The organism is Kribbella sancticallisti, assembly GCF_039530625.1.
GTDB classification, from domain to species: Bacteria; Actinomycetota; Actinomycetes; order Propionibacteriales; family Kribbellaceae; genus Kribbella; species Kribbella sancticallisti.
In genome coordinates this window covers 1-25591 of the sequence record NZ_BAAAOS010000069.1, presented here as the reverse complement: position 1 = coordinate 25591, position 25591 = coordinate 1, and the positions used below count along the sequence as shown (strand labels likewise).

The following is a 25591-nucleotide window of genomic DNA, read 5'->3' as shown; positions in this document are numbered from 1 at the left end:
CGGCGGTGCGGCGGCAGGCGCGGCGGTTGCGGGCCGGAGCGGTCAGCCGGAGCGCGGCCGGGGTGAAGGACGTGGCGGCGGAGGCCGGGGTCTCGCTCGGCACGGTGTCGAACGTGCTGAACCGGCCGGAGATGGTCAGCCCGACGACCCGCGCGAAGGTCGAGGCCGCGATGGCCTCCCTCGGCTTCGTCCGGAACGAATCGGCCCGCCAGTTGAGAGCCGGCAGCAGCCGCATCCTGGCGTACCTGATGCTCGACGCGGGCAACCCGTTCTTCACCGACGTCGCCCGCGGCGTCGAGGAGGCGGCTCAGGCGGCCGGGCTGTCGGTGTTCCTCTGCAACAGCAACGAGGACGCCGCCCGGGAGGCCGACTACCTCGACCTGCTCGAGCAGCAACGCGTCCAGGGCGTCCTGATCACACCGATCGACCCCGACTCGTCCCGCCTCAGCAAGCTACCGGCCCGCGGTACGCCGGTCGTCGTGGTGGACCGGGCGATCGACGACGGCGAGCACTGCTCGGTCGCGGTCGACGACGTACTCGGCGGCGAGGTCGCCCTGAGTCACCTGATCGAACTCGGCCACCAGCGGATCGCGTTCGTCGGCGGGCCGAACACCATCGGCCAGGTCACCGACCGTCGCGACGGCGCCCGCCAGGCGCTGGCCCAGGCGGGATTGCCGACCGACAGCCTGGTCGACGTCCTGACCGGCGCGCTCACCGTCGCCGAGGGCAGGGGCGCTGGGCAACGACTCGCCGGGTTGCCGTCAGACCGGCGGCCGACCGCGGCGTTCTGCGCGAACGACCTGCTGGCGCTGGGGCTGCTGCAGCAGTGCGTGAGCCTCGGCCTGCGGGTGCCGGAGGACCTGGCGATCGTGGGCTATGACGACATCGAGTTCGCCGCGGCGGCAGCGGTCCCGCTGACCTCGGTCCGGCAACCCCGCCAACTCCTCGGCCGTACTGCGGCCGAACTCCTGCTGGACGAGTCCTCGAACCCCGACCACGAACACCAACGGGTCACCTTCACGCCGGAACTGGTCGTCCGCACGTCCACCCGCGGGACCACCTAGCGGGCTTCGGCCGGCGGGGCTTGTTCCAGCGGGCGGGGCTTCTTCTGGCCGGTGGGGCTTGTTTCGGCCGCCGACAGCTTGTTTCGGTCGGTCCCGGGCCGCCCGCCTGACCGACATACCCCTGCGGACGCCGGTAAATGCAGCCGGCCCGAGGCCGAAGGAAACAAACCCTACCCGTGACGCCGGGCCAGACGCAGGTCGTTCCGGCGTGCCAACGCGACCTGCGGCGGTCGTTCCGGAGCCGATTCTGCCATGGTGTGTCCATAATTCGAAACCGATTGTCTCATCCTGCGGCTATGGAGCTTGACCTTGAGTCCACTCCAGCTCAGAGGGTGAAGGGCATGACTGAGTTGAAGATCGCCCTAGGGGCAATGGAGTACGGCACCCGGATCGACGAGAGGACCTCGTTCGGCCTGCTGGATGCTTACGTCGACGCCGGTGGCGTCTGGATCGACACGGCCAACTGCTACTCCTTCTGGCAGCACCCGAGTGGTCATGGCGGCCAGAGCGAGGAACTGCTCGGGAGGTGGTTCGCGGCGCGGCCCGGCGTACGGGACCGGGTGAAGCTGGCCACCAAGGTCGGCTGCGAGCCGCTGTGGCCCGGCAGTTTCCCGGAGCACACCGAGGGCCTGAGCGAGAAGGCGATCGACTCCGCGGTGGAGACGTCGCTGCGGCGCCTCGGCACCGACCACATCGACCTGTACTGGGCTCACCGCGACGACCTGGAGACCCCGCTCGAGGAGACCGTCGCCGCCTTCGGCAAGCACGCCCAAGCCGGCACGATCGGTCGGATCGGTCTCTCGAATTACGCGCTCTGGCGGGTGGAACGGATGCGCGGGCTGGCTCTGCAGCAGGGCGTGGAGGGCCCGACCGCCCTGCAGATGCGGTACTCGTACCTCCAGCCCAGGCCGTTCGTCCGTGACAACACGCACGACCACCGCTTCGGCTGGATCACCGACGAGATGCTCGACTACGCCGACCGCAACCCCGAGCAGGACCTGTTCGCCTACAGCCCGGTGATGTCCGGCAGCTACGAACGCGAGGACCGCCCGATCCACGAGGCCTTCGACCACCCCGGCACCACCCGCCGCCTGGAAGCCCTCGCCAAGGTCGCCGCCGAACTCGGCGTCACCCGCAGCGAGGTAGTCCTCGCCTGGCTCACCGGCGGCACCCCCACCGTCATCCCCATCGTCGGCATGAGCACCCCCACCTACCTCCAAACCGCCCTAGCCGGCGCCCGCCTAACCCTCCCCACCGAACTCCGCACCCTCCTCGACGAACCCTGGTAAGCCCGCGATCTGTTCTGGACACGGGGGTGCTCGTGGGCCGGGTTTCGTGACACGATTTCGGGGTGGATAGGGATGGGTTCTGGGAGCTTGTCGAGTCGGCTCGGGACGAGGTGGATGACACGGTCGTTGACCCCGACGGGGTCGCCGACTCGTTGACGAAGGCGCTGGGCGAACTGGCGCCGGAGGAGATCGCCGGGTTCGGCGTCGAGCTGGAGCGGTTGCTGGCGGCGTCGTACCGGCAGGATCTGTGGGGTGCGGCCTACCTGGTCAACAACGGGGCGTCGGACGACGGCTTCGACAACTTCCGGGGGTGGCTGCTCGCGCAGGGGCGGGAGGTCTGGGAGGCGGCGTTGGCCGATCCGGACTCGCTGGCCGACGTGGTGGACGAGGACCTCGGCGACGGGTTCGAGGGGTTCGAGGGCGAGGGGCTGCTCAGCGTCGCCCGGCACGCCTACGAGTCCGCGACGGGCTCCGAGCAGGGCTACTGGGACGCCGTCGAAGCCGCGGGCATCGACATTCCGGACATCCCGGCCGGTGAGAACTTCGACTTCGACGACACCGCCGAGATGGAGTCGCGCTACCCGCTCCTCGCGGGACTGAAGGACTAGCCGCTCGTACTCTGGGCGGCCCGCGCCGCCGGTCGGTCGGCGCGGGTCCGGTCGTGTTCGCTGCTACTTCTGCGCGCTGGGTGACTGGCTCGGGGTGACCGTCGCCACCACGCGCGGACTCGGCGGGCGCGACGGTGTCAGCGCAGGCGGGCGCCGTGACGGCGTCTGCGTCGGCAGGGCTTGGGACGGCGTCTGCGTAGGCCGTCGCGACGGAGAAAGTGCCGGCGGCCGCTGGGACGGAGTAGCCGTCGGCGGAGCTTGGGACGGAGTAGCCGTCGGCGGATACGTCGGCGACGGTGCGACCGTGGGAGTCAGGCGGTTGTTCGACACCTCCGAGGCAGGCCGTGTCGAGCCGCCGGTGGAGGCGGTGACCACCGAAATCGTCGCGCCGGGCGACGACGAACTCGATGAAGTCCTTCCGCGATCTGTGGGGCATACCCACTAAGACGCCGGTCGCGGGGGAATCGGTTTAGTCCGAGGGCAGGCGGGCGCGCGTCGGCGTACGCGAGTCGGCGTCGGGGTGGAAGGGTTGGGGTGTGGAGTCGGAGCTGACGAGTTTCTATCGGCGCTACCTGGAGCGCTGCAACGAGCATCGGTTCGAGGACCTCGGGGAGTTCGTTGCCGAGGATGTTCAGGTCAACGGCAAGCCCCAAGGCCTCGACCAGTACGTCGCTGGGCTGCGGGCGGTGGTCGAGGCGTTTCCGGACTACCACTGGGACCTGCTGCATCTCCTCGTCGACGGCGACTGGATGTCCGCCCACCTGAACGACACCGGTACGCACGCGGGCACCTTCCTCGGCGTCCCCGCGACCGGACGGGCGATCAGCGCGCCGGAACTCGCGATCTACCGGACAGAAGGCGGCAAGATCGTCGAGTGCTGGGGCGATCTCGGCTCCTCGGTTCGCGATCAGCTCACCTGGGGTCCGCCCGACTGACGCAGCTTCAGGCGGGTTCGCCGCTGAGGCGTTCGATGAAGGTCCGGAGACGGCGGCGCCAGTGGGCCGACGGGGCGGCGCCTTCGTCGGCGACGGCGAGGCTGACCAGGTGCTGAGTCATCTCGAAGCCCGCTACGGCGTCGCGGAGAGCGGTCAAAGTCTCCTCCGGTACTGCGTGCCGCCCGTGGTCCGGCTCATCGTGATCCTGGCCGACCGGGTGGGTCACCCAGCCGGTGCCGAAAGTGTTCGGAACCAGCAGTTCCGGGACCAGCGACTCGTGACTCAGACCCGCCAGATCCTTGTTGCCGTTGTCGATCGAGAAGATCGTCGTACCGCGGCGGCGCACGTCGTCGATGCGTTCCAGCAGGGTGTCCGCAGGGGTCTGCTCGGCGACGACCAGGAGGGACTCGCCACGGCCTGCGTCGCGGAGCCGGTCCAGGCCGATCGACAGGTGCGGCGGCGCATCCGGCGGCGGCGCCCAGCGGACCAGAGCCGGGCGGATGTCCTCGACCCCGGCACGGTGCAGTTCGTCGTCCAGGTGGGCGGTGAGGTGCCACGGTTCGTCCTCAGGCGGGCCGAACAGCATCAGTCCACCGCTACGAGTGGTGAACCTGCGCAGGGAGTACGCGAACTCGGTGGTCCGGCTGCCGAGCTCGGTGCCGGTCAGCATCTCGCGCAGAAGCGATGCCTTGGAGAGGTCCACCCCTCAAACCTGACACAACTCCCCCGCCACCGCGACTCAGCCGGACAGGCGTGGCGGTCAGGGGCTGAGTCTGTCTGCCTTCGACTGTAGATAGTGCCGTTCAGGGATCGACGTCGTACGCCGAGCCGCCAGCAGGTAGCTCTCTCGGGCTCCCACAAGGTCTCCCGACATTTCCAGCAGGTGCGCGCGAACGGCCTCGAGCCGGTGGTGGTCGGTCATCCGGTTGTCGGACTCGAGTGGTTCGAGCAGCGCCAAACCTTCCTTCGGGCCCGCCGCCATCGCCACCGCCACCGCGTGGTTGAGCGTCACCATCGGGTTGTCGGACAGCTGCTCGAGGACCTGGTAGAGCGCGACGATCTGCGGCCAGTCCGTGTCCTCGGCCCGCTCTGCGGTTCCGTGCACGGCGGCGATCGCGGCCTGCACCTGGTACGGCCCGAGTTGGGTTCGCGACAGCGCGTCGGTGACGAGGGCCTCGCCTTCGACGATGGCATCCTTGTTCCACTTCGACCGGTCCTGCTCGGCCAGCGGGATCAGGCTGCCGTCGGAGTCCGTACGAGCCGGGCGCCGCGCGTCGGTCAGCAGCATCAACGCCAGCAGACCCGCGACCTCGCCGTCGTCCGGCAGCAGCCGGCGGACGCCGCGGACCAGCCGGATCGCCTCGGTCGTCAGCTCCGCACTGTGCAGGTCGGTGCCGGAAGACGCGGTGTAGCCCTCGTTGAAGATCAGGTAGAGAACGTGGAGCACAGCACCCATCCGGGCGTCGCGCTCAGCCTCGGGCGGCATCTCGAAGGTGCTGCCGGCCTGCTTGATACTGCGCTTGGCGCGGCTGATCCGCTGCGCCATCGTTGCCTCCGGCACCAAGAAGGCGGCCGCGATCTGAGCGGTGGTCAGACCACCGACAGCCCTTAAGGTCAAGGCGATCTGCGACGCCGCGGACACCGCGGGATGGCAGCACAGGAACAACAAGGTCAACGTGTCGTCACGACCACCCGGATCGTCGAGATCCGGGCCAGCGGCAACGAACTCCTCCGGCGCGGCCAGGTTCGCCGCGTTCTCCTCGCGCTTGCGTCGCGCGGACTCGCTCCGCAGCAGGTCCGTCAGCCGGCGCGACCCGACCCGGATCAGCCACCCGCGCGGGTTGTCCGGAACACCTTCTGCCGGCCACTGCTGGGCAGCGGCGAGCAGCGCCTCCTGCACGGCCTCCTCAGCCAGGTCGAAGTGGCCGTAGTGCCGCACCAGCGCACTCAGTACCTGCGGCGTCTCTTCCCGCAGGAGGAGCTCGAAGTCGCTCACATCTCCAGCCCGGAGCTGTCCATCACAGGTCTCACCTCCACGGCGACGTACTTCGCGTCCGGCATCCGGGCCGCGTAGTCGAGCGCCTGGTCGATGGTGTCGCACTCCACCAGGTAGAACCCGGCCAGGTGCTCCTTGGCCTCGGCGTACGGGCCGTCGGTCGTCGTCCGGGTGTCGTCGCGGACGACGACGGTCCGGCTGGTGATCGGGTCGGCCAGGCCGGCTCCGCTGACCAGCACGCCGTGGTCCTCGAGCTCCCTGGTCAGGTCCCGGTGTGACTTGGTCAGGTCCTCCCGCTGCTCGGCGGACAGGCCCGCCCAGCTCTCCGGGTTGCTGTAGATCAGCAGCATGTACTTCACAGGCACCATCCTGACGGTCGCGGAGGCCGCTGTGACCCCCCTCTCACCCGGTACGTCGGAACAAGAGCGGGTGATTTCGACAGAAAGTGTCGAGGTGGTGCCGCCGGAGCCGACGTACCCGGTGAGCGGCGCCCAGCCCGGGCGGTCGCAGTACCGGAGGCCCTTCACCATGCAGAACGCTCCTGATCCGAAACGCTGGTTCGCGCTGGCCCTGCTCTGCCTGACCGGGTTCATGATCATTCTGGACGCGTCGATCGTGCTCGTCGCGGTGCCGTCGATCGAGCGCGACCTGACGTTCTCCGCCGGCGGGGTGCAGTGGGTGCCGAGTGGGTACGCGCTGATGTTCGGCGGGCTCCTGCTGCTCGGCGGGCGGATCTCCGACCTGCTCGGCCGCCGCCGGGTGTTCATCGCCGGGTTGCTGCTGTTCGCGGCGTCCTCGCTGCTGTGTGGGTTCGCCTGGACTGGGGACGCCCTGGTGTTCGCCCGCGGCCTGCAGGGGATCGCGGCCGCAGTACTGGCTCCTAGTGCGTTGTCGATCGTCATGACGACGTTCCCGGACGGCGCCGAGCGCAACAAGGCGCTGGGCATCTGGGGAGCGACCAGCGGAGTCGGCGGTACTGCGGGCTCGCTGGTGGGCGGACCTGTCACCGACGGGCTCGGCTGGCAGTGGATCTTCTTCATCAACGTGCCCGTGTGCCTGCTCGTAGCGGTACTGGCTCCCGTACTGCTCAAGGACAGCCGTGGACCCGGGCGACGCGGGTTCGACCTCGCCGGCGCTGTCACAGTGACGGCTGCCCTGATCGTTCTCGTGTACGCCGTCATCGAGGCGCCCACGTCCTCCGCCGGACGGACCACCTTGCTGGCGCTCGGGTCAGCCGTGCTGTTCGGGTTGTTCGTCCTGGTCGAGCAGAGGTCGGCGGCTCCGCTCGTGCCGCTGCGACTCTTCCGATCGCGGGCGCTGGTCGGCGGCAACCTGATCACGATCTCGTGGGGGCTTGGCGCGTTCGGACTGAACTTCATCTACACGCAGTACGCGCAGCTGGCGCTGGGGGTTTCGGCGATCCGCTACGGACTGATGTCGTCCGTACTGGCGGCCGCGGCGGTCTGTGGATCCATCCTGGGGCAAAACCTGGTGACGCGGATCGGAGTACGGCCGGTGGCTGCCGGATCGCTGGTACTCGCAGGGATCGGCAGCACGGTGATGAGCCGCCTGTCGGTGGATTCCGGGTACTTCGAACTGGCGTTCTGGGGCTTGACGATCTTCGGGGCCGGGCTCGGCGCCGGAACCGTCGCCGGGGCGATCGCCGCACTGAGCGATGTCGGCGGCGAGGACGCGGGCGTCGCCTCCGGCTTGCAGAACGCGTCGTTCCAGATCGGCGGCGCGGTCGGCATCGCGATCTTGTCGGCGGTCGCGGTCGGACAGACGACCGGGCCGTCGCCCGGCCAACTGGTCTCCGGCTATCGGGTGGCGTTCGCGGCCTGCTGGGCGTTCGTGGCGGTCGGCCTGATCGGCACGAGCCTGCTGATCGGCAAGAAGCGGCTGGCTCCCCAGCAGGCCGAGCCCGCTCAGGCCAGGTAGTCCTCGGCGGAGACGAGGGTGCCGCGGAGCTCGACGCGATCGCCCACGAGTGCCGACACGCGGCCGGCCACCTCCTCGGCTCGCTGGTCGTCGGCGACGTCGATCAGGAAGAACCCGGCGAGCTGCTCCTTCGCCTCACCGAACGGCCCGTCCGTGACCACCCGCTGGTCATCGCGGACCTGCACGAACTTCGCGTCACTGGGAAAGCTGAGGCCCTCTGCGCTGACCAGCTCACCGGTGAGGGCCAGCTCGTCCTTGAACGTCATCAGGTCGCGGAGGTTCGCCAGGTCCTGCTCGGACCCGGTCCAGAACTCGTCCGCGTTGCCGTAGATCAGTACGAGGTACTTCATATCCCGGGGATCGTAGCCACCCGGACAGACAGAACCCCGCGAGCATGCAGGCTCGCGGGGTCCGGTCTGCTCAGTGGATCAGAACCAGTGTCGCCGTCCCCCGACAGCACGACCGGTCGATCCCAGCAGGAACAGCACCGCTCCGACGACGAGCAGGATGATGCCGATCGTCCACAGGACCGGGATGTTCAACAGGAATCCCAGCAAGAGCAGGATCAGTCCGAGGATGAGCATGAAGCCTCCTTGATTTCCTCATGGCCGCCAGGGCGGGGGTTGACGACGCCTCAATCTGGTTCCCACCCGCAAACCCTGGTAATCGGACGACCACCGCCGGTGATACCAGGCCTTTGTTCATGACGCGGAGTCAAGCCGGCGACACGCCGTGGTGAGGCTGTCCGGCTTCGATCCCGCTGAGCGTGCGCCATGTACGCAATTCGTTAAAACTCGGCGCCAGTTGTGAGACCCGCGGGGATGTGTGCTTGACTCCTCCGGTCGATAACGTTTTGATCTCGACAGATTGGGTGGTACCAGAGTTGGCAGAAGGACGGCATAGACAGGCGCGGCACCGTCACCCGCGCCCGAAGGTAGTCCGGCCCGGCATCGTGAAGGTAGCGATCCCCGGTGCGGCGGTGGCATTACTGGCCACCGGTTCGGCAGTCGCCTTCACCGACCAAGCCCCCTCCACGACGACAGAGGCCTCTACCGCCAGCTCGCCCCTGCAGCTGCAGCGTGAGACGCCGACCAGCCGGGACGCTCTACGTCCCTCGCTCAACCTGAGCCCGACCGCAGCACCGAAGCCCAAGGCTCCGCCGGTCGCGAAGCACCTCAAGAAACAAGCCCCGATCCCGAAGCCGACCTCGGCGAAGACCCGGGCGGCCGAGAGTGCGAAGGCTCTGCCGCCGGCCACGATCACGGGCAGCAAATACACCACCACGGACGTGAACGTCTGGTCCGCGCCCGAGACCGCGGGCACCCTGCTGACCGTCCTGAAGAAGGGCACCAAGGTCTCCGTCACCGGCAAGGTCGACGGCCTCTGGGCCCAGGTCGTCCGCGACGGCGTGGTCCGCTGGGTCAAGGCGCAGTACCTGTCGGCCACCAAGCCGGTCGCGACCGTGTCCGGGTCCGGCGGCATCTCTCAGGCGGCCTGCAAGTCGGGCTCCAGTGTCGAGAGCGGCCTGACCGCTGACGCGATCCGGGTGCACCGGGCGGTCTGCGCGAAGTTCCCCTCGGTCACCTCGTACGGCGGCCTGCGGGCCGGCGACAGCGGCAGCGAGCACTCCAGCGGCCGGGCGCTCGACATCATGGTCAGCGGTTCCCTCGGCCAGGAGATCGCCGACTGGCTGCGGGCCAACCGCAAGGCGCTCGGCATCAGCGAGCTGATCTGGGCGCAGCAGATCTGGACGGTCCAGCGCAGCAGCGAAGGCTGGCGTGGGATGGAAGACCGTGGCGGCACCACGGCCAACCACTACGACCACGTCCACGTCTCCGTGTACGGCAGCTCCGGCACCGCCTGAGCAACAGTTCGACATAAGCAACGGCCCGGCCTCGATCCCTTCGAGGCCGGGCCGTTGCTCTGTCGTCACGCGGGCCGGATGTTGTGGTTCAGGTGGAAGAAGTTGTCCGGGTCGTAGGCCCGCTTCACCGCGCGGAGGCGGTTCAAGTCGGCCTCTGAGTACGCCGAGTCGGCGCGACCCGGGTCCGCCAGGAAGTTCACGAAGGTCCGGCCGGTGGTCCGCAGCACGTCGGCCAACTGCGGGACCTCCTGGTCGATGATCACCGAGTACGTCGCGCCGCGGTGTCCGACGGGTCCCGCGCCGGGGCCGGGGTGAGCCATGGCGCCACCCCAGTGACGGATCTCCACGGTCGTCGCCGAGTCGCCGGTCAGCTGGGCGAACTCTTCGATCAGGTCGTCGGGGAGCGTGTCGACCAGGTCCAGGTACCGGGCTGCGGTGCCGCCCATCGCGGACTCGCCGAACGGAATCGTGCGGAGTTCGCCGGCCAGGCGGGGCCCGGCCACCTCGAACAGGGGCTTGAGGACGTGCTCTGCCAGATCGGCCTCACCGGCGTACGTGACCTTGATCGCGAGGGCGCGGGTGCCGTGAAGCTCGGCGGGGAATGCCTCGGTGGCGGGGATCTTGGTGAGGACGACGGCGGTGCTCAGCTCGTTGGGGATGGTGGCGGACCAGTCCCGGTAGAACTTCAGTGTCTCGGCCGCGCGGTCGATCCCGAAGTACACGATGCCGGCGTGCACCCGCGGTACGGAGTACAGGCGGAACTCGAGCGAGGTGACGATGCCGAAGTTGCCGCTGCCGCCGCGAATCGCCCAGAACAGGTCCGGGTGCTCGTCCGCGCTGGCCACGACTACTCGGCCGTCGGCGGTGACGACCTCGGCGCGGATCACGCTGTCGGCCGCGAACCCGTACTTGCGGGCGAGCCAGCCGACGCCGCCACCCAGCGAGTACCTGGGCCGACCTTGGCGATCTTGCGCTGCGGGTCGACCAGTACGGAGGTCATCTGCGAAGTCATCAGCAGGATGCCGCCGTCGGCCGGTACTCGCGTGCCGTGCCCGGTCGCCTGCACCGCCAGCGGCACCCCGTACTGCGCTGCCGCGCGAACCGCCGCCTGCACGTCCGACCTGCTCTGCGCCTCCGCAACCACCAGGGGCCGCGAGTCGAACGTAGGCACCACCGACTGCCGCAACACGTCGTACTGCGCATCGCCCGGCCGGTGAATCTCTCCGTTGAACCCGGCCCCGAGAAGCCCGCCAACGACATCGTCGCCACTGACAACCGCGGTGTAGATCGCCTGCGTAGTCATCTCGCTGCTCCCTTGATCCTGGTCTCTACACACACGTCGGAGGAGCCCTGGAGAAATAGACACGACCGTGAAATCTTTTTTTCGATGACTCAGACCCACCAGGTGACGATCGAGGGCTCGGTGGTCACGAAGACCTACGTGTCCTGCCCCCGCGATGAACACCTCCGCGAGTGGTCGGCCCTCCAGACGATCTCGACCAGCGCCCCCGACCTCGCCCCGACTCCTCTATCGCTGACGCCCGGCCCGACCCTGTCCATGTCCTTGCTGCCGGGAGTGCCGCTCCGCGGTGCCCTCACTCGCGCCGAACTGACCGCCCTCGAAACGGCCCTGCGCCGCCTTTGGTCGCTACCAACCGAGGGTCTCCTGCCCCTGCCGCTGGCTCCCCTTGTCGCCCGCGTGCGGTCAGGCATCGCCTCCCACAACACCACCGGCGTCATCGCCGAGGCCCACGAAGCTGCCGCCTCCTGGCTGGCCACCTCGGAGGTCGACGCCCTCCTGCTCCCCGCCATACCAGTACTCGGCCACGGTGACCCGAACCTCTCGAACTACCTCTGGGACGGCGTGACCGTTCGCATCATCGACTTCGAGGACTCCGGCGTCAGCGACCTCGCCCTGGAGCTCGCGAACCTGGTCGAGCACTTGGCGGGGCGCGAGACGGACTGGAGCGGGTTGCTCAGCCACTTCCCCGTGGAGCCGCAGCGCCTGCTGACGGCCCGCCGGCTCTGGGCAGCCTTTTGGCTGACGCTCCTGCGCCCTGGAGGGCCGGCGTACCACCGCAATCCGCCATCCACAGCCGTGGACCAGGCCGAGCGGGTCCTCAGGTTGTCAGCGGGGTCGTCTGGGTAGTGCCTTCGGTGGTTCACGTGAGGGCGGAAGTGGGGTGTGGAGGGCGGCGGTGGGGGTGTGGAGGCGGTTCTCCGCGCCACCACAGCACCGCCTGCCCGTCGGCGACGCTCTGTGCTTCCCGGGGAGTCAGGCGTAGAGGGCCTTGAGGCGGGGGAGGTCCGCGAGGATGTTGATCTCGATGACCTTGCCGTTGTGGATGGTGAGGTCCATGACGCCCATCAGGGTGTCGCCGACGACGGTGATCGCGCCGACGGAGCCGTTGACCAGGGCGGGCCGGGTGTGGGGAGCCAGTTTGGTGAAGGTGAGGGCCTGCTCGACGACTGCGCGGGCGCCGCGGACGAGCTTGGAGAACGCGGGGCCGCGGACGTCGTCGGCACCGGCGCCCGCATCGGCGCGGAGTACGACGTCGGGGTCCAGGAGGGCGAGCAGGGCCTCGAAGTCGCCGCCCTGGGAGGCGGCGATGAAGGCGTCGACCACCTCGCGCTGACGGTTTGCGTCGCGTTCGCCGGCGGGGGCGCCCTGGACGCGGCGGCGGGCGCGGGAGGCGAGTTGCCGGGCGGCGGCGGGGGTCTTGTCGACGATCACCGCGATCTCGTCAAAGCTCAGCCCGAACATGTCGTGCAGGACGAAGGCGAGCCGCTCGGACGGCGACAGGGTCTCCAGCACGACCATCATCGCCAGCCCGACCGAGTCGGCCTGGACAGCCTCCTCCGCGGGGTCCAGCGGGCTGAGGATCGGGTCCGGGACGAACACCTCCAGCGGGTCCTCGCGCCGGGTCCGGCGGCTGCGGAGCAGATCGAGGCAGACGCGCGACACGACCGTGGTCAGCCAGCCGGCGAGGTTGGCGACCTCGCTCACGTCGGACCGGCTGAGCCGGATCCACGCTTCCTGAACCGCGTCCTCGGCCTCGCTGACCGATCCGAGCATCCGGTACGCCACGGAGCGAAGCTGGCCGCGGTGCTGCTCGAACTTGTCAGCGAGTTCGTCGTGTTGGTCCACAGGTCACAATCTCCCGTCAGGGTCCCGTCAATCTCCTGACGGTTCAGACGCCCATCATGTGACAGCGCGGGTCTACCGTTGGGCTCATGTCCGGACGCCACCTGGTCTTCGAGGACGATTTCGACGAGCCCACGCTCAACCGTGCCGTCTGGCTCCCGCACTATCTGCCGCACTGGAGTTCCCGCGCGACGACGGCAGCGCAGTACGCGATCAGGGACTCCTGCCTGCACCTGACGATCCCGCCGGAGCAGGGCCTGTGGTGTGCGGACGACCACACCCCACCGATGCGGGTCTCAGGCATCCAGTCAGGCAACTTCTCCGGCCCCGTCGGCAGCACCATCGGCCAACAGCCGTACCGCGAGGGCCTGGTCGTCCGCGAGCGACAGGACCCGTTCTTCGGCTTCACCCCCACCGGCGGCTACCTCGAACTCCGCGCCCGCGCCATCGTGTCCCCCCGCTCGATGGTCGCCCTGTGGATGGTCGGCCTGGAAGACAGCCCCGAACGCTGCGCCGAAATCTGTGTAACCGAAATGTTCGGCAAGGCCGTCGTCCCAGGCGAGTCCGCCGAGATCGGCATGGGCTTACACAGCTTCCGCGACCCCGCCGTCCCCGAAGACTTCGTTGCCCCTCGGCTTCCCATCGAAATCAGCACCTTCCACCTGTACGCCGTCGAGTGGTCCCCCACCCGCGCCGACTTCTACGTAGACGGCATGCTGATCCGCACCTGCCCGAACCCACCCACCTACCCCCTACAACTAATGCTCGCCACCTTCGACTTCCCCGGCACAGGCGACAACACCGCAATCCCAGAGTTCATCATCGACTACATCCGCGCCTACAGCTGAGGGTTTGTTATCGTCCTCAGGTGATCGCGCGTCTTGGCAGCTGGTGGGTCGTCTTCTAGGCGGCCGCTGCTTTGCGTGTATTCAGTCGGCCGCCTCGGTGAGGCGGCCGTTGTGTTGTTGGAGCGTGCCTCGGCGGGTTGGCCCGGACCTTGAGGATGCTGATGGCAACGACATTGCGTACGTGGGGCGGGATCATTTCCGCGTTGCTTGGTGGGCGGGATCTTTCGGCTGAGGACACGTTCTGGGCTATGGATGGGCTGGTGCGTGGGGAGGCTACGTCGGCGCAGGTTGCTGGGTTTCTGGTGGCGTTGCGGGCTAAGGGGAGACGGCTGCGGAGATTGCGGGGCTGGCTGAGGCTTTGCGTTGTCATGCGTCGGGGGTGACTGTCCCGGGGGTCTTTGTGGACATCGTTGGTACCGGTGGGGACGGCACGGGGGCCGTGAATATTTCCACTATGGCGGCGATTGTGGCTGCGGGTGCTGGGGCGACTGTGGTCAAGCATGGAGGGCGGGCTGCCTCCTCGAGCACTGATGGCTCGGCTGATTTGGTGGAGCAGTTGGGGGTGCGGCTTGAGTTGTCGCCTGAGGATGTACTGCGAGTTGTCGCGTCTGCGGGGATTGCCTATCTGTTCGCGCCTCGGTTCAATCCCGGGCTCCGGCAGGTAGCGGCTGTGCGGCGGGAGTTGGCGGTGCCGACGGCGTTCAATGTGCTTGGGCCGCTCATCAACCCGGCGGATCCTCGCCACCAGCTGGTGGGTGTTGCCAATGCTCGAATGCAAGCGGTGATCGCTGAAGTGCTGGCTGCGCGGGGCAGCTCGGCTCTGGTTGTTCGTGGTGAGGATGGGCTCGACAAGCTGACCACTACTGCGGCATCCCGGATCTGGGTGGTTCGCGACGGCCAGGCGACCTCCGAGGTGCTGGATCCGCGAGTGCTGGGGATCTCCCGGTCGGCGGCAGATGACCTTCGAGGCGGTACTGCAGCGGCTAATGCTCGGGTGCTTCGGTCCTTGTTGGAAGGGGAACGCGGGCCCGTGCGGGACGTAGTACTGCTGAATGCTGCGGCGGCGGTGGCTGTGACGGGGTTGACGAGTGAGCCGTTGGTTGAGCAGTTGGCCGGGTGTCTGGTCAGATGCGCCGAAGCGATCGACAGTGGTCGGGCGGCTGCGACACTGGCTCGGTGGATCGCGGCGTAGTACTGCTGGAAGCTGCCAAGGCTGGGGACGAGGATGCCTTCAAGGACCTCGTCCAGCCGGTGCTGGGTGAGTTGCACGCCCACTGCTATCGCATGCTCGGCTCCGATCACGATGCCGAGGACAGCGTGCAGGAGACCTTGCTACGGGCTTGGACCAGCCTGGATCGGTTCGACGGCGTTGCGTTGCGGGCCTGGCTCTACAAGATCGCCACCAACCGCTGCCTCACGCTGATCGAGCGTAGAGGGCGCCGCGAGCTCCCCACCGACTTGAGTACTCCGCAAGCCGAGACCACCTGGCTAGAGCCGTACCCCGAACAGCGGCTGGCGTGGACTACACAGCTGAGCCCGGAGGCGCGGGTATTAGCGCTGGAGAGCGTGGAGCTGGCCTTCGTCGCGTCATTGCAGCACTTGTCGCCCCTACAGCGCGCAGTACTGCTGCTGCGTGACGTGCTGGCGTTTGCTGCGAGTGAGGTGGCCGAGCTGCTCGACACCACCGTCGCCGCGGTGAACAGCGCGCTGCAGAGAGCCCGGAAGGTGTTGACGGGAGTAGCTCCGGACGTCACGCAGCAGGCGACTCTAGCCAAGCTCGGTGCGGCCGAGCAGCGGGAGATCACCCGTCGCTACATGGCTGCGTGGGAGGCCGGCGACGTCGAGGCGATCGTGGCGCTGCTGACCGCCGACGCGAAGTACTCGATGCCGCCGCTGCCGCTGTGGTTCGCCGGTCACGACGGAATCCGGGGGTTCCTGCTCGACGGGCCGCTGCGGTCGAGGTGGAAGCTCCTGCCGACCACGGCGAACGGGCAGCTCGCCTTCGCCACCTACCAGTGGGAGGACGGCCGCTACGTCCCGATGGGCCTCGACCTCCTCGTACTGCGGGGGTCGGCGATCGCGGAGGTGGTCTCGTTCCTGGAGGCCGACTTCGCCGAGTTCGGGCTGCCCACCGAGTTGCCCGGGTAAGGATTCTGACTCGGTCGCGATGAGTTTCCGGCTCGGCCCGGGTTCTATCGGTGACAGAGCAGGACTTTTCGAGAAGGGCAGAGCTATGACCACGAACGAGCAGGAGATCCGGGCACTGATCGAAGGTTGGGCGGCCGCGGTAAGGGCGGGAGACCTGGCGGCGGTGCTCGAGGACCACTCGGCCGACATCGTGATGTTCGATGTGCCGCCGCCGTACCAGGGTGCGCGCGGGCTGGACGAGTATCGCGAGACCTGGCCCGGGTTCTTCCAGTGGCAGGCGTCGGGGGCCGTGTTCGAGATCGAGTCGCTGGAGGTGACCGCCGGCGAGGACGTCGCCTTCGCCTTCGCGCTGCTCAGGTGCGGGATGGCCGAGGAGTTCCCGGCGAGCCCGACACGGCTGCGGTTGACGCTGGGCCTGCGCAAGGAGAACGGCCGGTGGGTCGTGAGCCACGAGCACCACTCGTTCCCGAGCGAGGATTCCCCAGGCGCGGAGTCCGAAGTACGGGAGCTTGTGGGTCACTGGTCGGACCGCACGGCGGCCAAGGACCTGGAAGGGCTGATGGATGGCATCGCGGAGGAGGTCGTCTCTTATGAGCACGCCGGGCCACTGCAGTACGTCGGCAAGTCCGCAGTACGGGAGGTTTGCAAGGCCGGCCTCGACACCGCTACCGGTGGTGTCAGCCTGAGCACGCCCGATATGACGGTGCTGACCCGCGGCGACCTGGCCATCGCCTGGGGGCTCGACCACGTCGAAGCCACCACAGCAGACGGCGACGTCGACAGTTGGTCCCGGGCAACCCGCGTCTTCCAACGCCAAGAGACCGGCTGGAAGCTGATCCACCAGCACCTGTCTTTCCCGGCTAACGACCCTGGAAGAGACCAGTAGCGCGGTAGGCCTGGTACGTCTCCCACACCACCAGCGTCTGCGGCTGCGGCGGGTCTGGCGCTTCCTCGAAGAAAGCGGCTTCCACCACCTCGTCGACCCCAGGCGTCAGCTCGCCCGACCAACACCGAGCCTCGAAGCACAGGGCGAAGGCATGAACCCGGTCCCCGTTCGGATAGCTGATCACATGCACCTCCGGCTCAGACAGCGACCCGAACGGGACCAGGTCCGCAGGATCCACCCGCAGCCCGGCCTCCTCGAACAGCTCTTGCGCCGCCGTCTGCCGGAAGCTCATCCCGGGCTCAGCGGACCCGGCCGGAAACTCCCAGAGCCCCGAGTCCCGCCGCCGCTGGAACAACACCCGGTCCAGTTCATCCACTACCACTATTTGAGCACCCGGCAGCAACAAGAGCTGAGAGCCGACCGCTTGGCGCAGCTGCCAGACATAGGAACCCACATAAGCCATTCAGTGAGTATCTAGGTAGTGCGATAGCGCAGGAGGGTGATGCCCGAGGTGAATGGCTGCGCCTCGACCAGGCGAAGGTTCGTCGGAGTAGCCCCGTCGGCGAACAGGCGTCTGCCGGACCCGACCACCACCGGGTAGACGAACAACCTGTACTCGTCGACGAGCCCGGCGTCCATCAGCGCATGCACGAGCTGGATGCTCCCAGTGGCGACGATGTCCTTGCCTGGTTGGGCTTTGAGCGCTTCCACCTCGCGCGGAGTACGCAGTACGGTGCTGTGCTCCCACTCAGGGTCCTGCAGCGAGGAGGACACGACGTACTTCGCCACTGTGTTGAGGTAGTCGGAGATACCCGTCGTGTCATCAGTCTGCAAAGGCCAGTAGCCCCGCATGTCCTCGAACGTCTGCCGGCCGAGCACCAGCGCATCAGCAGCCTCGCTCTGCTTCGCCAGAACCGCCACCACGTCCGTCATGTCGGCGTCACCGTCGTCGCCGGGGTCGAACCACCCGGTGGCTTCGATCACTCCGTCGAGCGTGATGTTCTCGGTGACCACCAGATCTCGCATAGCTCATCCTCCGCCGCTCGCCTCTGTCGCGCGAGACGTCGGAGCCGCTTACTTGCTCTCGACATCCCCGGGAAGGAGTTCCGCGAGCAGCGCGCGGACCCGGGCGTCGATCTCGTCCCGGATCGGCCGTACTGCGTCGATCCCTTGCCCGGCCGGGTCGTCGAGCTTCCAGTCCAGGTAGGTCTTGCCAGGGTAGAAGGGGCACTCGTCGCCGCAGCCCATGGTGATCACCACGTCGGACGCCTGGACCGCGTCGTCCGTGAGCGGCTTCGGGAACTCCTTGGAGATGTCGAGCCCCACCTCCGCCATGGCCTCGACCACAGCCGGGTTCAGCCGGTCCGCGGGCTGCGAGCCGGCCGAGCGGACCACTACCCGCCCGGCCGCGTGGTGATCGAGCAGAGCCGCCGCCATCTGCGACCGGCCAGCGTTGTGGACGCAGACGAACAGCACTTCGGGGATGGACATCAGATCTCCTGGTAGTAGCGACGCCTGGCCCACAGCGAGGCGTAGACGAGGGCAATGAGAACCGGTACTTCGATGAGCGGACCGACAACGCCTGCCAGGGCCTGGCCCGAGGTGACACCAAAGGTGCCGATGGCAACGGCGATCGCGAGTTCGAAGTTGTTGCCGGCGGCAGTGAACGCGAGCGTCGCGGTCTTGGCGTACCCGAGACCGAGGCGATACCCGAGCACGAAGGAGCCGCCGAACATGAGGACGAAGTACGCAAGAAGCGGTACTGCGATGCGCACCACGTCGAGCGGAGCACTGGTGATCGCCTCACCCTGCAAGGCGAACAGCATCACGATCGTGAACAGCAACCCGTAGAGCGCGACCGGGCCGATCCGCGGGAGGAACCGCCCCTCGTACCACTCGCGGCCGCGGGTCCGCTCGCCGATCGTGCGGGTCAGATATCCCGCCACCAAAGGGATTCCGAGGAACACGAGCACGCTGATCGCGATCGCGCCGACCGAGAACTCCGCACTGGTGGTGGCGAGCCCGAGCCACCCCGGCAGGACCTGCAGATAGAACCAGCCGAGCCCGGCGAAGGCAATGATCTGGAAGACCGAGTTGATCGCGACGAGCACCGCGGCGGCCTCCCGGTCTCCGCAGGACAGGTCGTTCCAGATCAGCACCATCGCGATACAACGGGCCAGCCCGACGATCACCAGACCGGTCCGGTACTCCGGCAGGTCGGGCAGCAACAGCCACGCCAGCGCGAACATCAGCGCCGGCCCGATCACCCAGTTCAGCACCAACGAAGCGCCCAGCAGCCGCCGATCGCCGGTCACCCTGGCGGTCTCGGTGTAGCGGACCTTCGCCAGCACCGGATACATCATCAGCAGCAGGCCGAGCGCGATCGGCAGGCTGACGGACCCGACCTTCACGGCGTCCAGGACGTCGTCCAGCCCGGGAATCAGCCGGCCGAGCAGCAGCCCGGCCGCCATCGCTGCGACGATCCAGACAGCCAGATACCGATCCAGGAACGACAACTGCCTGGTGACCGGTACTGCGTGCGCCTCGGTTGAGGTGGGCATGACGAACGTCTCCCCTTGGTGGAGTGGGCGGCTGGGGAGGTCAGTGGGTGGGTTCCGGGACCGCGAGCAGGGCGGAGATCCACTGCATGCGGTCGGGGAGGGGCCAGTAGTAGACCCAGGTGCCGCGGCGCTCGCAGTCGACCAGGCCGGCCTCGCGCAGTACGCGCAGGTGGTGCGAGATCGTCGGGCCGGAGACGGCGAAGTGCGGGGTGATGTCGCAGACGCAGACCTCGTCACCGGCCGAGGCGATGATCGACATCAGCCGCAGGCGGATCGGATCGGACAGGGCCTTGAAGACCGCGGCACCCTCGGCCGCGGCGGACTCGTTGAGCGCCATCACCGAGATCGGCGAACAGCAGCCACCGCTGCGCTCCGGAGAAATCTGCTGTTTTGACATGCGTCTATCTTGACTTCCATCTAAGCAAGATGCAAGGTGGGAATCGCTGATTAGATGAACATCAACTTAGTGAAGGACTCCCATGAGCATCTCTGAGCTGCCGGTAGCGGTCATCGGAGCCGGCCCGATCGGGCTCGCCGCGGCCGCCCACCTGGCCGAACGCGGCCTCGACTTCGTCGTCCTCGAATCCGGACCGACCACCGCGGCGGCGATCGACGAGTGGCGGCACGTGAAGCTGTTCAGCCCGTGGCGCTACGGCATCGACTCGGCGGCCCGGCGACTGCTCGAGCAGGCCGGCGGCTGGACCGAGCCCGACCCGGGCGCGCTGCCCACCGGTGGCGACCTGATCGACTCCTACCTCGCACCGCTCGCCAAGACCCCCCAACTGAGCGACAAGATCCGCTACAACGCTGCCGTGGTCGCCGTGACCCGGGTCGGCTTCGACCGCGTCCGTACTGCGGGCCGCGAGGCCGCGCCCTTCCTCGTCCGCCTGTCAGACGGCTCGGAGCTGCTGGCATCCGCCGTCATGGACGCGGCAGGCACCTGGCGACGCCCCAACGTCCTCGGCGGCTCCGGCATCCCGGCCCGCGGCGAGCAGGACGCTGCTGCCAACATCTCGCGGGCCCTACCCGACGTACTCGGCCGTGACCGCGACCGCTTCGCCGGACGCCGTACTGCGGTCGTCGGCGCGGGTCACTCCGCAGCGACGACCCTGCTTGACCTGGGTGAGCTAGCCGACCAAGCACCTGGCACAGAGGTGGTCTGGGTGGTCCGTGGCACCGACCAGGCCCGCACCTACGGTGGAGGCGACGCCGACGAGCTCCCCGCCCGCGGCGCGCTCGGGAGCCGCCTGAAGAAGCTGGTGCAGTCCGGTCGCGTCGAGCTGGTCAGTAGCTTCCGAATCGAAGCAGTGGCACCGACGGCGGACGGCCGGGTTCTCCTGACCTCCGGTGAGCAGCAGGTGGTCGCGGACACCGTGGTGAACTCGACTGGGTTCCGGCCCGACCACGACATCGTGGGCGAGCTACGACTCGACCTGGACTCGATCATGGGATCCACCCGAGCACTGGCCCCGCTGATCGACCCGAACCAGCACTCCTGTGGCACTGTCCCGCCACACGGCGTCGACGAACTCGCACACCCGGAGCCGGGCTACTACGCCGTCGGAGCCAAGTCCTATGGCCGTGCCCCGACGTTCCTCCTCGCGACCGGCTACGAGCAGGCCCGCTCGGTAGTGGCAGCACTGGCGGGTGACTGGGAGGCGGCGCGCGACGTACAGCTTGATCTGCCGGAGACTGGCGTCTGCTCGTCCAACCTGGCCTACGGCTCTGAGGCAGACGAGGCCGCAGGCGGGTGCTGCGGGCCTGCACCGCAGGCAGTCGAGGTCACCTCGCGCGGCCTGTCCACAGGTATCAGCGGCGGCCTGCTCAACGTCGTCGAGACCAAGCAGTCGAGCTGCTGCGGCTGATGACACCCGCGACGGCCGCTGCTTCCCGCACGAGGAGCGGCGGCCGTTCCGGTGTACCGCGGCGCCTGGTGGCGGCGCTGGCAGTCACGCAGACCGTCGGCTACGGAGTCCTGTACTACGCGTTCAGCGCGCTGCTCGGACCGATGAGCCGAGACCTCGGCATCTCCACCACTACAGCCGCCGGAGCCCTCACCACTGCCGTGCTGACCAGCGGACTCCTTTCGGTACCGGTCGGCCGGTGGCTAGACGGCCGTGGTGGGCACTTGCTGATGACTACCGGCTCGGTGCTCGGCGGCAGCGCAGTACTGGCTTGGTCGCAGGTTCAGACCGTCGCCCAGCTCTACGCGGTCTTCATTGCCATCGGGGCTGCGTCAGCGATGGTCCTCTATGAACCGGCGTTCGCTGTGGTCGTTGCGGTCACGGCTCCCGAGAGCCGCGCCAAAGCTCTCCTCGGCATCACACTGGTCGCGGGCTTCGCCAGCTCCATCTTCATTCCGTTGACCGGCTATCTGCTCACCGCCTACGACTGGCGCCAAACACTGCTCTTGCTGGCAGCCCTCTTCGCCGTAGTGACTGTGCCTTTGCACGCGATCGCACTTCGTCGGAGCGCGCCACGTCCTGCGGAGACCAGGCGGGCCAGGCCTCGGCAGGCCTTGCGCGATCGCGGGTTCTGGTTGCTGGCCGCGGCTTTCGTCTTGCACAGTTCAGCCTTGGCGGTGATCGCTGTTCATCTGGTGCTGTACCTGACCACGCTGGGTCACTCGCCGGCAGTCGCGGCGACCCTGACCGGCTTGCTGGGCCTGTTGTCGGTCACCGGGCGCATCACCACCACCGTCGCGCTCCGCTGGTTGCCAATGGCAAAAATCACCGCAATCGTGCTGGCCGTTCAGGGCCTTGCGATCGCGCTGCTCCCCTTCACCGGGCGGCACCTGGCGGGCGCAGTACCGTGCCTGGTTCTGTTCGGGCTCGGCTTCGGTGTCGCCTCGATCGCCACGCCGGCGATCCTGCTCGATCGCTATGGATCGGCCGGCTACGCGACGATCGCCGGCACCCTCGCCACCCCGGTGAAGATCGCCAAGGCCTGCGCTCCGCTCGGCGGCGCGCTGCTCGCCAACGCGGTCGGCTATCGTCCGGTCGTCCTCACCGTCGCCGCGGCCTGCATCGCGGCGGCGCTACTTCTCAGGTTGGTGCGAGGAACCGCAGCACCACTTCAGCGACCGAACAGCCGGGCGAAGAAGCCACTGCCGCCTGCAGCCTTGGGGTGACCGCCGCACCACTCCTCGGCCGGGACGCGCTGCTTCACCTGCGCCACATGCTGCCCGCAGCCCGCCCAGGTGGTCTTCCCACACTCACGACACTTCACCGCTCGACACATCCCACACCTCCTCGAATACACCGCCGAGGCTACCCCGGCGGATAACTTTTCCGGCTTGGGCCGCATCAGGGTATTTGTCACAACGGGCGCCACTCAGGAGGACGTAACGATGGGCAGTCGGGTTTCGGTCGCGCTGGGAGCAGCAGCGCTGGTGGTCGGGCTGGCGACGACCCCGGCCCACGCCGTACAGACGGAGACTGGATCAACCGCGTCCACCACCGCGCCGTGCGCGCTGTCGCTGGGATCGGTCAATGCCGGAGGCGATCACCTGAGCCAGCGGATCACCGCCACTGCGCCGATCACGGCCGGCAACACCGGGGTGGTCGCGCCCAATCGGTTCGCCGACGGGCTCGCGCGCTTGAGTGGCTCGTGGACTCACGAACCAGAGGTCCCGGGGACCACGTCGTACGTCGGCCAGGTCGTGCTCGGCTCGAGCATGTACACCGCCGGCTACCGGCTCAACTCCGGCGACGAGAAGGTCGATCTCGCCAGAATCGGCGGCGGCTGGGACCAGTTCAGCTTCTTCGAGGAGTCCCGCTACGACGAGGGCGCGTCGTCGACCTCGGTCTACCGCACCCACGAGTACGGGCTGCGGAAGGACGGCACGCTGGTCCGCTGGCGGCTCGCCAAGGGCGTCTGGCAGAGCGCTGGTTCGTACCCCGGGTTCTCGGCGGTCCGGACGATGACGCTGATCAGCCAGACCCGCACTTATGACACCTTCCTCGCGAACACCCGGAGCGGAGCGCTCTACACCATCCGCATCCCGGTCGCCGTACCGATGAAGCCGGTGGTGAAGGTCGTACGAAGCTCCACCTGGCAGGCGTTCGACCACCTGATCGCCGAGAAGTGCGGCCAGTACGGCACCTTGCTGCTGGGCATCGACAAGGAAACCCAGGCGGGCTACCTGTATGCCGTCGGCCGCGCCAGCGGGACCTCCACTGTCATCAAGGGACTGGGCAAGGTCCCCACCACCTTCAACGCTCCCGTCTACTTCCGCTGGGCCGGCGTAGCTTGGGCCAACCCACCGCTCTCCGGCGAGTAGCTGCGGCTACGAGGCGACGGTGACCGTCACCGTCGCTCCGGGCCTCAGCATCGTGCCGGGTGCGGGTGAGACGTCCAGGACCATGCCAGGCGGGTAGCTGGGGGATCTGGTGCTCTCGATCTTCGGTTTCAGACCCGCTGCGGTGAGCGCGTCGGAGTACTTCTCGCCGGAGCCTCCATCCCGGGGTGCTACGAGATGCGTGTACGCCGGCACGCCGACCTGGTCGGGGACGATCCTGATCCGCTCGAGGATGCGGTCGACCTCGGCGGCGTTCGTGGATGATTCCGCCCGGAACCAGGTGGTGAGAGACGGAATGAACACGGCGCCTGAACAGACGGTGACCGGTCCGGGAGTGTCGCCCGTGCAACTCGTCCGCTGACGCTCGGCCCGTACTCCGTCGATCTCGATGGTCTCGTCGGCGTGGAAGCCGAACCATGGCTTGATACTCGTCAGGTAGACACTCTCGACCCCAGAGCGGCGATAGTGCATGCAGAGGTGCCCGCCACCCGGGTCGATGACCACCGTGTCCATGTGTGGCGTCAGGCACGTTAGCTCGTTCGTACCCCACTCCTTGGGCACTGCGATGGCAGCGTGCCCGAATCCCACCAGACGCAGGTCGGTAGGTGCCAGGCTCGGGCTGGCGGAGGCGGCCGGCGCGGGCGGGTCCTCAGGGCCGGACTGCGCCACCAGAGCGGTCGTCCCACCGGCCGCCACCACCACGGCTGCCGCGCCGGCCAAGGAGACTGCCACTGTCCGGCGACGACGCAGCCGGGTGGCGCCTACGCGCATCGCCTCGATCGGCGGCGGCCCGACGGTCGTCCGGTCCCCCGCGCGTTCGAGGAGTTCGGTCAGCTTGTCTTCGATCATCGTGTTCCCCGCAGTTCTGCTAAGTCCGGGTCCTGGGCCAGCGCCTTCACAGCTCTGGACAGACGGCTCTTGACGGTGCCCGGGGCGACCCCGAGCACGGAGGCCATCTGCTGCTCGCTCAGGTGGGCGTAGTAGCGCAGTACCACCGCGGTGCGTTGGTCGCCGCCCAATCGATCGAGCGCCCGCATCACCGCGTCGGTGTCGTCGATGCCGGTCGTCTCGTCGATGCCGGCCCGCTCCGGAAGGGCCGCCGTCGGCCTCTCTCCCGTCCACCGGCGCTTGCGGCCGGACAGGAAGATGTTGATCACCACCCGGTGAACGTAGGCGTCGCGGTCATCGGCCTCCCGCACCTTGCCCCACTTCACCAGGCACCGTTCCAGCGCGGTCTGCACAAGGTCCTCAGCCTCGGCATGAGTGCACCCCAGGAGCACCGCGGAGCGCACCAGGCTGCCCCAACGCGCCGCTACGTACTCACCGAAGTCGTCGTCCCTACCCATGCCCCGCCCGTTCTCTCAGGACCCTCCACCCGTATAGACAGGCTGGCAGCACGCGAAGGTTCCCCTGGGGCCATGTCCCCCTTGTTCAGACGACTTGCGTGCTCGTCCGGGAACCGCCGACCACCTTGATCAGTTGACGGGGCTTTGCGTCGCGTCGAACTAGCCCTCGAGCTCGCGGGCGTAGTACTCGGGGAGAGGTTCGGGGCCGTCGTACAACTGGCACTTGCAGCGCCGGAAAATCTGCCCGCCGGTCAGGGGGTCGCGGTGCTTCTCTTCGGCCTGGCAGGCACCCTTGCCGTCGATGTGCATGCCGCGGGCATCTCCACAAGAGCAGAGGCTCGGCTTCGAACTGGGCGGCTTCCGTGCTCCTCGCGCAAGCCAGCCGATCGCTGCGCCGACCAGGGCGATGATCGCTCCTTCAATCACGCGACGCTCCTCCTCTGTTTCAGGATCTGCTGCGACAGTGCCCGATCGCACTCAAGACCAGGGCGTCCGTACGGCCGAATGTGGCTCTGACATGGTGTCAATCCCACCATTGGTGGCTCTCAAAGACCTTGCAGGTGCTGGGTCTCGTTCAGAGACACAACCTGATGGCTGAAGTGGGTGGGGCTGACCCGTTTTGACGGACATCCGAGATCAGGAGCGGTTGCTCCGGAAGGATGT

32 protein-coding genes are annotated in these 25591 nt (G+C 68.0%); 16 read left to right on the top strand and 16 right to left on the bottom strand.

What is annotated here, in order from left to right; genetic code table 11:
- Window positions 1–5 precede the first annotated feature (5 nt).
- The 5 genes from ABD255_RS42335 (at window position 6) to ABD255_RS42315 (ending at window position 3896) form a co-directional block, all read left to right on the top strand.
- A complete protein-coding gene (locus ABD255_RS42335; RefSeq protein ID WP_344222523.1) occupies window positions 6–1064 on the top strand; it encodes a LacI family DNA-binding transcriptional regulator in 1059 nt (352 codons plus the stop codon).
- Window positions 1065–1405: 341 nt separating this feature from the next.
- The gene (locus tag ABD255_RS42330) at window positions 1406–2353 is read left to right on the top strand and encodes an aldo/keto reductase (RefSeq protein ID WP_344222521.1); all 948 of its coding nucleotides are present in this window, start codon (window positions 1406–1408) and stop codon (window positions 2351–2353) included.
- Window positions 2354–2415: 62 nt separating this feature from the next.
- Window positions 2416–2961 carry a DUF4240 domain-containing protein gene (locus ABD255_RS42325; RefSeq protein ID WP_344222520.1) on the top strand — a complete coding sequence of 182 codons (546 nt, stop codon included), beginning with the start codon at window positions 2416–2418 and terminating at the stop codon, window positions 2959–2961.
- A gap of 94 nt (window positions 2962–3055) precedes the next feature.
- Complete coding sequence (locus tag ABD255_RS42320) at window positions 3056–3406, top strand: hypothetical protein (RefSeq protein ID WP_344222519.1); 351 nt, start codon at window positions 3056–3058, stop codon at window positions 3404–3406.
- Window positions 3407–3497: 91 nt separating this feature from the next.
- A complete protein-coding gene (locus ABD255_RS42315; protein WP_344222518.1) occupies window positions 3498–3896 on the top strand; it encodes an ester cyclase in 399 nt (132 codons plus the stop codon).
- Between the two features lie 7 nt (window positions 3897–3903).
- Here ABD255_RS42315 and ABD255_RS42310 read toward each other — a convergent pair whose 3' ends face one another.
- From ABD255_RS42310 to ABD255_RS42300, 3 genes are read right to left on the bottom strand one after another with little or no spacing between them, the layout of a single operon-like run.
- Window positions 3904–4599, bottom strand: a complete 696-nt coding sequence (locus ABD255_RS42310; RefSeq protein WP_344222517.1) for a hypothetical protein — start codon at window positions 4597–4599, stop codon at window positions 3904–3906.
- 57 nt (window positions 4600–4656) lie between these two features.
- On the bottom strand, window positions 4657–5892 hold the full coding sequence (locus ABD255_RS42305) for an RNA polymerase sigma factor (RefSeq protein WP_344222516.1): 1236 nt from the start codon (window positions 5890–5892) through the stop codon (window positions 4657–4659).
- Complete coding sequence (locus tag ABD255_RS42300) at window positions 5889–6242, bottom strand: YciI family protein (protein ID WP_344222522.1); 354 nt, start codon at window positions 6240–6242, stop codon at window positions 5889–5891. Before ABD255_RS42300 ends, ABD255_RS42305 begins: the two co-directional genes overlap by 4 nt.
- Between ABD255_RS42300 and ABD255_RS42295 the strand changes: the two genes are divergently transcribed.
- Window positions 6241–7830 carry an MFS transporter gene (locus ABD255_RS42295; protein ID WP_344222515.1) on the top strand — a complete coding sequence of 530 codons (1590 nt, stop codon included), beginning with the start codon at window positions 6241–6243 and terminating at the stop codon, window positions 7828–7830. The two genes, ABD255_RS42300 and ABD255_RS42295, sit on opposite strands and share 2 nt — an antisense overlap.
- Here ABD255_RS42295 and ABD255_RS42290 read toward each other — a convergent pair.
- Window positions 7818–8180 (bottom strand): YciI family protein, encoded by a 363-nt coding sequence (locus ABD255_RS42290; protein WP_344222514.1) that lies wholly within the window; start codon window positions 8178–8180, stop codon window positions 7818–7820. The genes ABD255_RS42295 and ABD255_RS42290 overlap by 13 nt on opposite strands.
- Before the next feature lie 78 nt (window positions 8181–8258).
- On the bottom strand, window positions 8259–8414 hold the full coding sequence (locus tag ABD255_RS42285; RefSeq protein ID WP_344222513.1) for a DUF6131 family protein: 156 nt from the start codon (window positions 8412–8414) through the stop codon (window positions 8259–8261).
- A 368-nt stretch (window positions 8415–8782) separates the two neighbouring features.
- Here ABD255_RS42285 and ABD255_RS42280 point away from each other — a divergent pair, with 368 nt between their 5' ends.
- Window positions 8783–9694, top strand: coding sequence for an SH3 domain-containing protein (locus ABD255_RS42280; protein ID WP_344222512.1), 912 nt, complete (start codon window positions 8783–8785; stop codon window positions 9692–9694).
- Window positions 9695–9759: 65 nt separating this feature from the next.
- Here the strand turns inward: ABD255_RS42280 and ABD255_RS42275 are convergent, their stop codons facing one another.
- Window positions 9760–10581: an FAD-binding oxidoreductase gene (locus ABD255_RS42275; protein WP_344222511.1), complete on the bottom strand. Its 822-nt coding sequence runs from the start codon at window positions 10579–10581 to the stop codon at window positions 9760–9762.
- Complete coding sequence (locus ABD255_RS42270) at window positions 10578–10997, bottom strand: FAD-binding protein (RefSeq protein ID WP_344222510.1); 420 nt, start codon at window positions 10995–10997, stop codon at window positions 10578–10580. Before ABD255_RS42270 ends, ABD255_RS42275 begins: the two co-directional genes overlap by 4 nt.
- 84 nt (window positions 10998–11081) lie before the next feature.
- Here ABD255_RS42270 and ABD255_RS42265 point away from each other — a divergent pair, with 84 nt between their 5' ends.
- Window positions 11082–11843, top strand: coding sequence for a phosphotransferase (locus tag ABD255_RS42265; protein WP_344222509.1), 762 nt, complete (start codon window positions 11082–11084; stop codon window positions 11841–11843).
- A gap of 126 nt (window positions 11844–11969) precedes the next feature.
- Here ABD255_RS42265 and sigJ read toward each other — a convergent pair whose 3' ends face one another.
- A complete protein-coding gene (gene sigJ / locus ABD255_RS42260; RefSeq protein WP_344222508.1) occupies window positions 11970–12842 on the bottom strand; it encodes an RNA polymerase sigma factor SigJ in 873 nt (290 codons plus the stop codon).
- An 86-nt stretch (window positions 12843–12928) separates the two neighbouring features.
- Between sigJ and ABD255_RS42255 the strand changes: the two genes are divergently transcribed.
- The 5 genes from ABD255_RS42255 to ABD255_RS42235 all read left to right on the top strand — a co-directional run bounded on the left by ABD255_RS42255 (window position 12929) and on the right by ABD255_RS42235 (window position 16721).
- Complete coding sequence (locus ABD255_RS42255; RefSeq protein WP_344222507.1) at window positions 12929–13687, top strand: glycoside hydrolase family 16 protein; 759 nt, start codon at window positions 12929–12931, stop codon at window positions 13685–13687.
- 155 nt (window positions 13688–13842) lie between these two features.
- Complete coding sequence (locus ABD255_RS42250; RefSeq protein ID WP_344222506.1) at window positions 13843–14070, top strand: hypothetical protein; 228 nt, start codon at window positions 13843–13845, stop codon at window positions 14068–14070.
- On the top strand, window positions 14067–14879 hold the full coding sequence (gene trpD / locus ABD255_RS42245) for an anthranilate phosphoribosyltransferase (RefSeq protein ID WP_344222505.1): 813 nt from the start codon (window positions 14067–14069) through the stop codon (window positions 14877–14879). Before ABD255_RS42250 ends, trpD begins: the two co-directional genes overlap by 4 nt.
- Window positions 14864–15835 (top strand): sigma-70 family RNA polymerase sigma factor, encoded by a 972-nt coding sequence (locus tag ABD255_RS42240; protein WP_344222504.1) that lies wholly within the window; start codon window positions 14864–14866, stop codon window positions 15833–15835. The genes trpD and ABD255_RS42240 overlap by 16 nt, the downstream gene beginning before the upstream one ends.
- 85 nt (window positions 15836–15920) lie before the next feature.
- Window positions 15921–16721 (top strand): nuclear transport factor 2 family protein, encoded by an 801-nt coding sequence (locus ABD255_RS42235; protein WP_344222503.1) that lies wholly within the window; start codon window positions 15921–15923, stop codon window positions 16719–16721.
- Here the strand turns inward: ABD255_RS42235 and ABD255_RS42230 are convergent.
- From ABD255_RS42230 to ABD255_RS42210, 5 genes are read right to left on the bottom strand one after another with little or no spacing between them, the layout of a single operon-like run.
- Window positions 16696–17184, bottom strand: coding sequence for an NUDIX domain-containing protein (locus tag ABD255_RS42230; RefSeq protein WP_344222502.1), 489 nt, complete (start codon window positions 17182–17184; stop codon window positions 16696–16698). The two genes, ABD255_RS42235 and ABD255_RS42230, sit on opposite strands and share 26 nt — an antisense overlap.
- Before the next feature lie 11 nt (window positions 17185–17195).
- Window positions 17196–17747 carry a dihydrofolate reductase family protein gene (locus ABD255_RS42225; protein ID WP_344222501.1) on the bottom strand — a complete coding sequence of 184 codons (552 nt, stop codon included), beginning with the start codon at window positions 17745–17747 and terminating at the stop codon, window positions 17196–17198.
- Between the two features lie 48 nt (window positions 17748–17795).
- Window positions 17796–18212 (bottom strand): arsenate reductase ArsC, encoded by a 417-nt coding sequence (locus tag ABD255_RS42220; RefSeq protein WP_344222500.1) that lies wholly within the window; start codon window positions 18210–18212, stop codon window positions 17796–17798.
- Entirely contained in the window at window positions 18212–19282 is a 1071-nt protein-coding gene (gene arsB / locus ABD255_RS42215; protein ID WP_344222499.1) for an ACR3 family arsenite efflux transporter, read from the bottom strand. The genes ABD255_RS42220 and arsB overlap by 1 nt, the downstream gene beginning before the upstream one ends.
- A gap of 40 nt (window positions 19283–19322) precedes the next feature.
- Window positions 19323–19679 carry an ArsR/SmtB family transcription factor gene (locus ABD255_RS42210; RefSeq protein ID WP_344222498.1) on the bottom strand — a complete coding sequence of 119 codons (357 nt, stop codon included), beginning with the start codon at window positions 19677–19679 and terminating at the stop codon, window positions 19323–19325.
- Between the two features lie 82 nt (window positions 19680–19761).
- Here ABD255_RS42210 and ABD255_RS42205 point away from each other — a divergent pair, with 82 nt between their 5' ends.
- From ABD255_RS42205 to ABD255_RS42195, 3 genes are all read left to right on the top strand, one after another.
- The gene (locus ABD255_RS42205; protein WP_344222497.1) at window positions 19762–21147 is read left to right on the top strand and encodes an FAD-dependent oxidoreductase; all 1386 of its coding nucleotides are present in this window, start codon (window positions 19762–19764) and stop codon (window positions 21145–21147) included.
- Between the two features lie 68 nt (window positions 21148–21215).
- The gene (locus ABD255_RS42200) at window positions 21216–22412 is read left to right on the top strand and encodes an MFS transporter (RefSeq protein ID WP_344222496.1); all 1197 of its coding nucleotides are present in this window, start codon (window positions 21216–21218) and stop codon (window positions 22410–22412) included.
- A 219-nt stretch (window positions 22413–22631) separates the two neighbouring features.
- A complete protein-coding gene (locus tag ABD255_RS42195) occupies window positions 22632–23564 on the top strand; it encodes a hypothetical protein (RefSeq protein ID WP_344222495.1) in 933 nt (310 codons plus the stop codon).
- Window positions 23565–23570: 6 nt separating this feature from the next.
- Here the strand turns inward: ABD255_RS42195 and ABD255_RS42190 are convergent, their stop codons facing one another.
- From ABD255_RS42190 to ABD255_RS42180, 3 genes are all read right to left on the bottom strand, one after another.
- Window positions 23571–24431, bottom strand: coding sequence for a PASTA domain-containing protein (locus ABD255_RS42190; RefSeq protein ID WP_344222494.1), 861 nt, complete (start codon window positions 24429–24431; stop codon window positions 23571–23573).
- Window positions 24428–24928, bottom strand: coding sequence for a SigE family RNA polymerase sigma factor (locus ABD255_RS42185; RefSeq protein ID WP_344222493.1), 501 nt, complete (start codon window positions 24926–24928; stop codon window positions 24428–24430). Before ABD255_RS42185 ends, ABD255_RS42190 begins: the two co-directional genes overlap by 4 nt.
- A 159-nt stretch (window positions 24929–25087) precedes the next feature.
- Window positions 25088–25354: a hypothetical protein gene (locus ABD255_RS42180; RefSeq protein WP_344222492.1), complete on the bottom strand. Its 267-nt coding sequence runs from the start codon at window positions 25352–25354 to the stop codon at window positions 25088–25090.
- Window positions 25355–25591 lie beyond the last annotated feature (237 nt).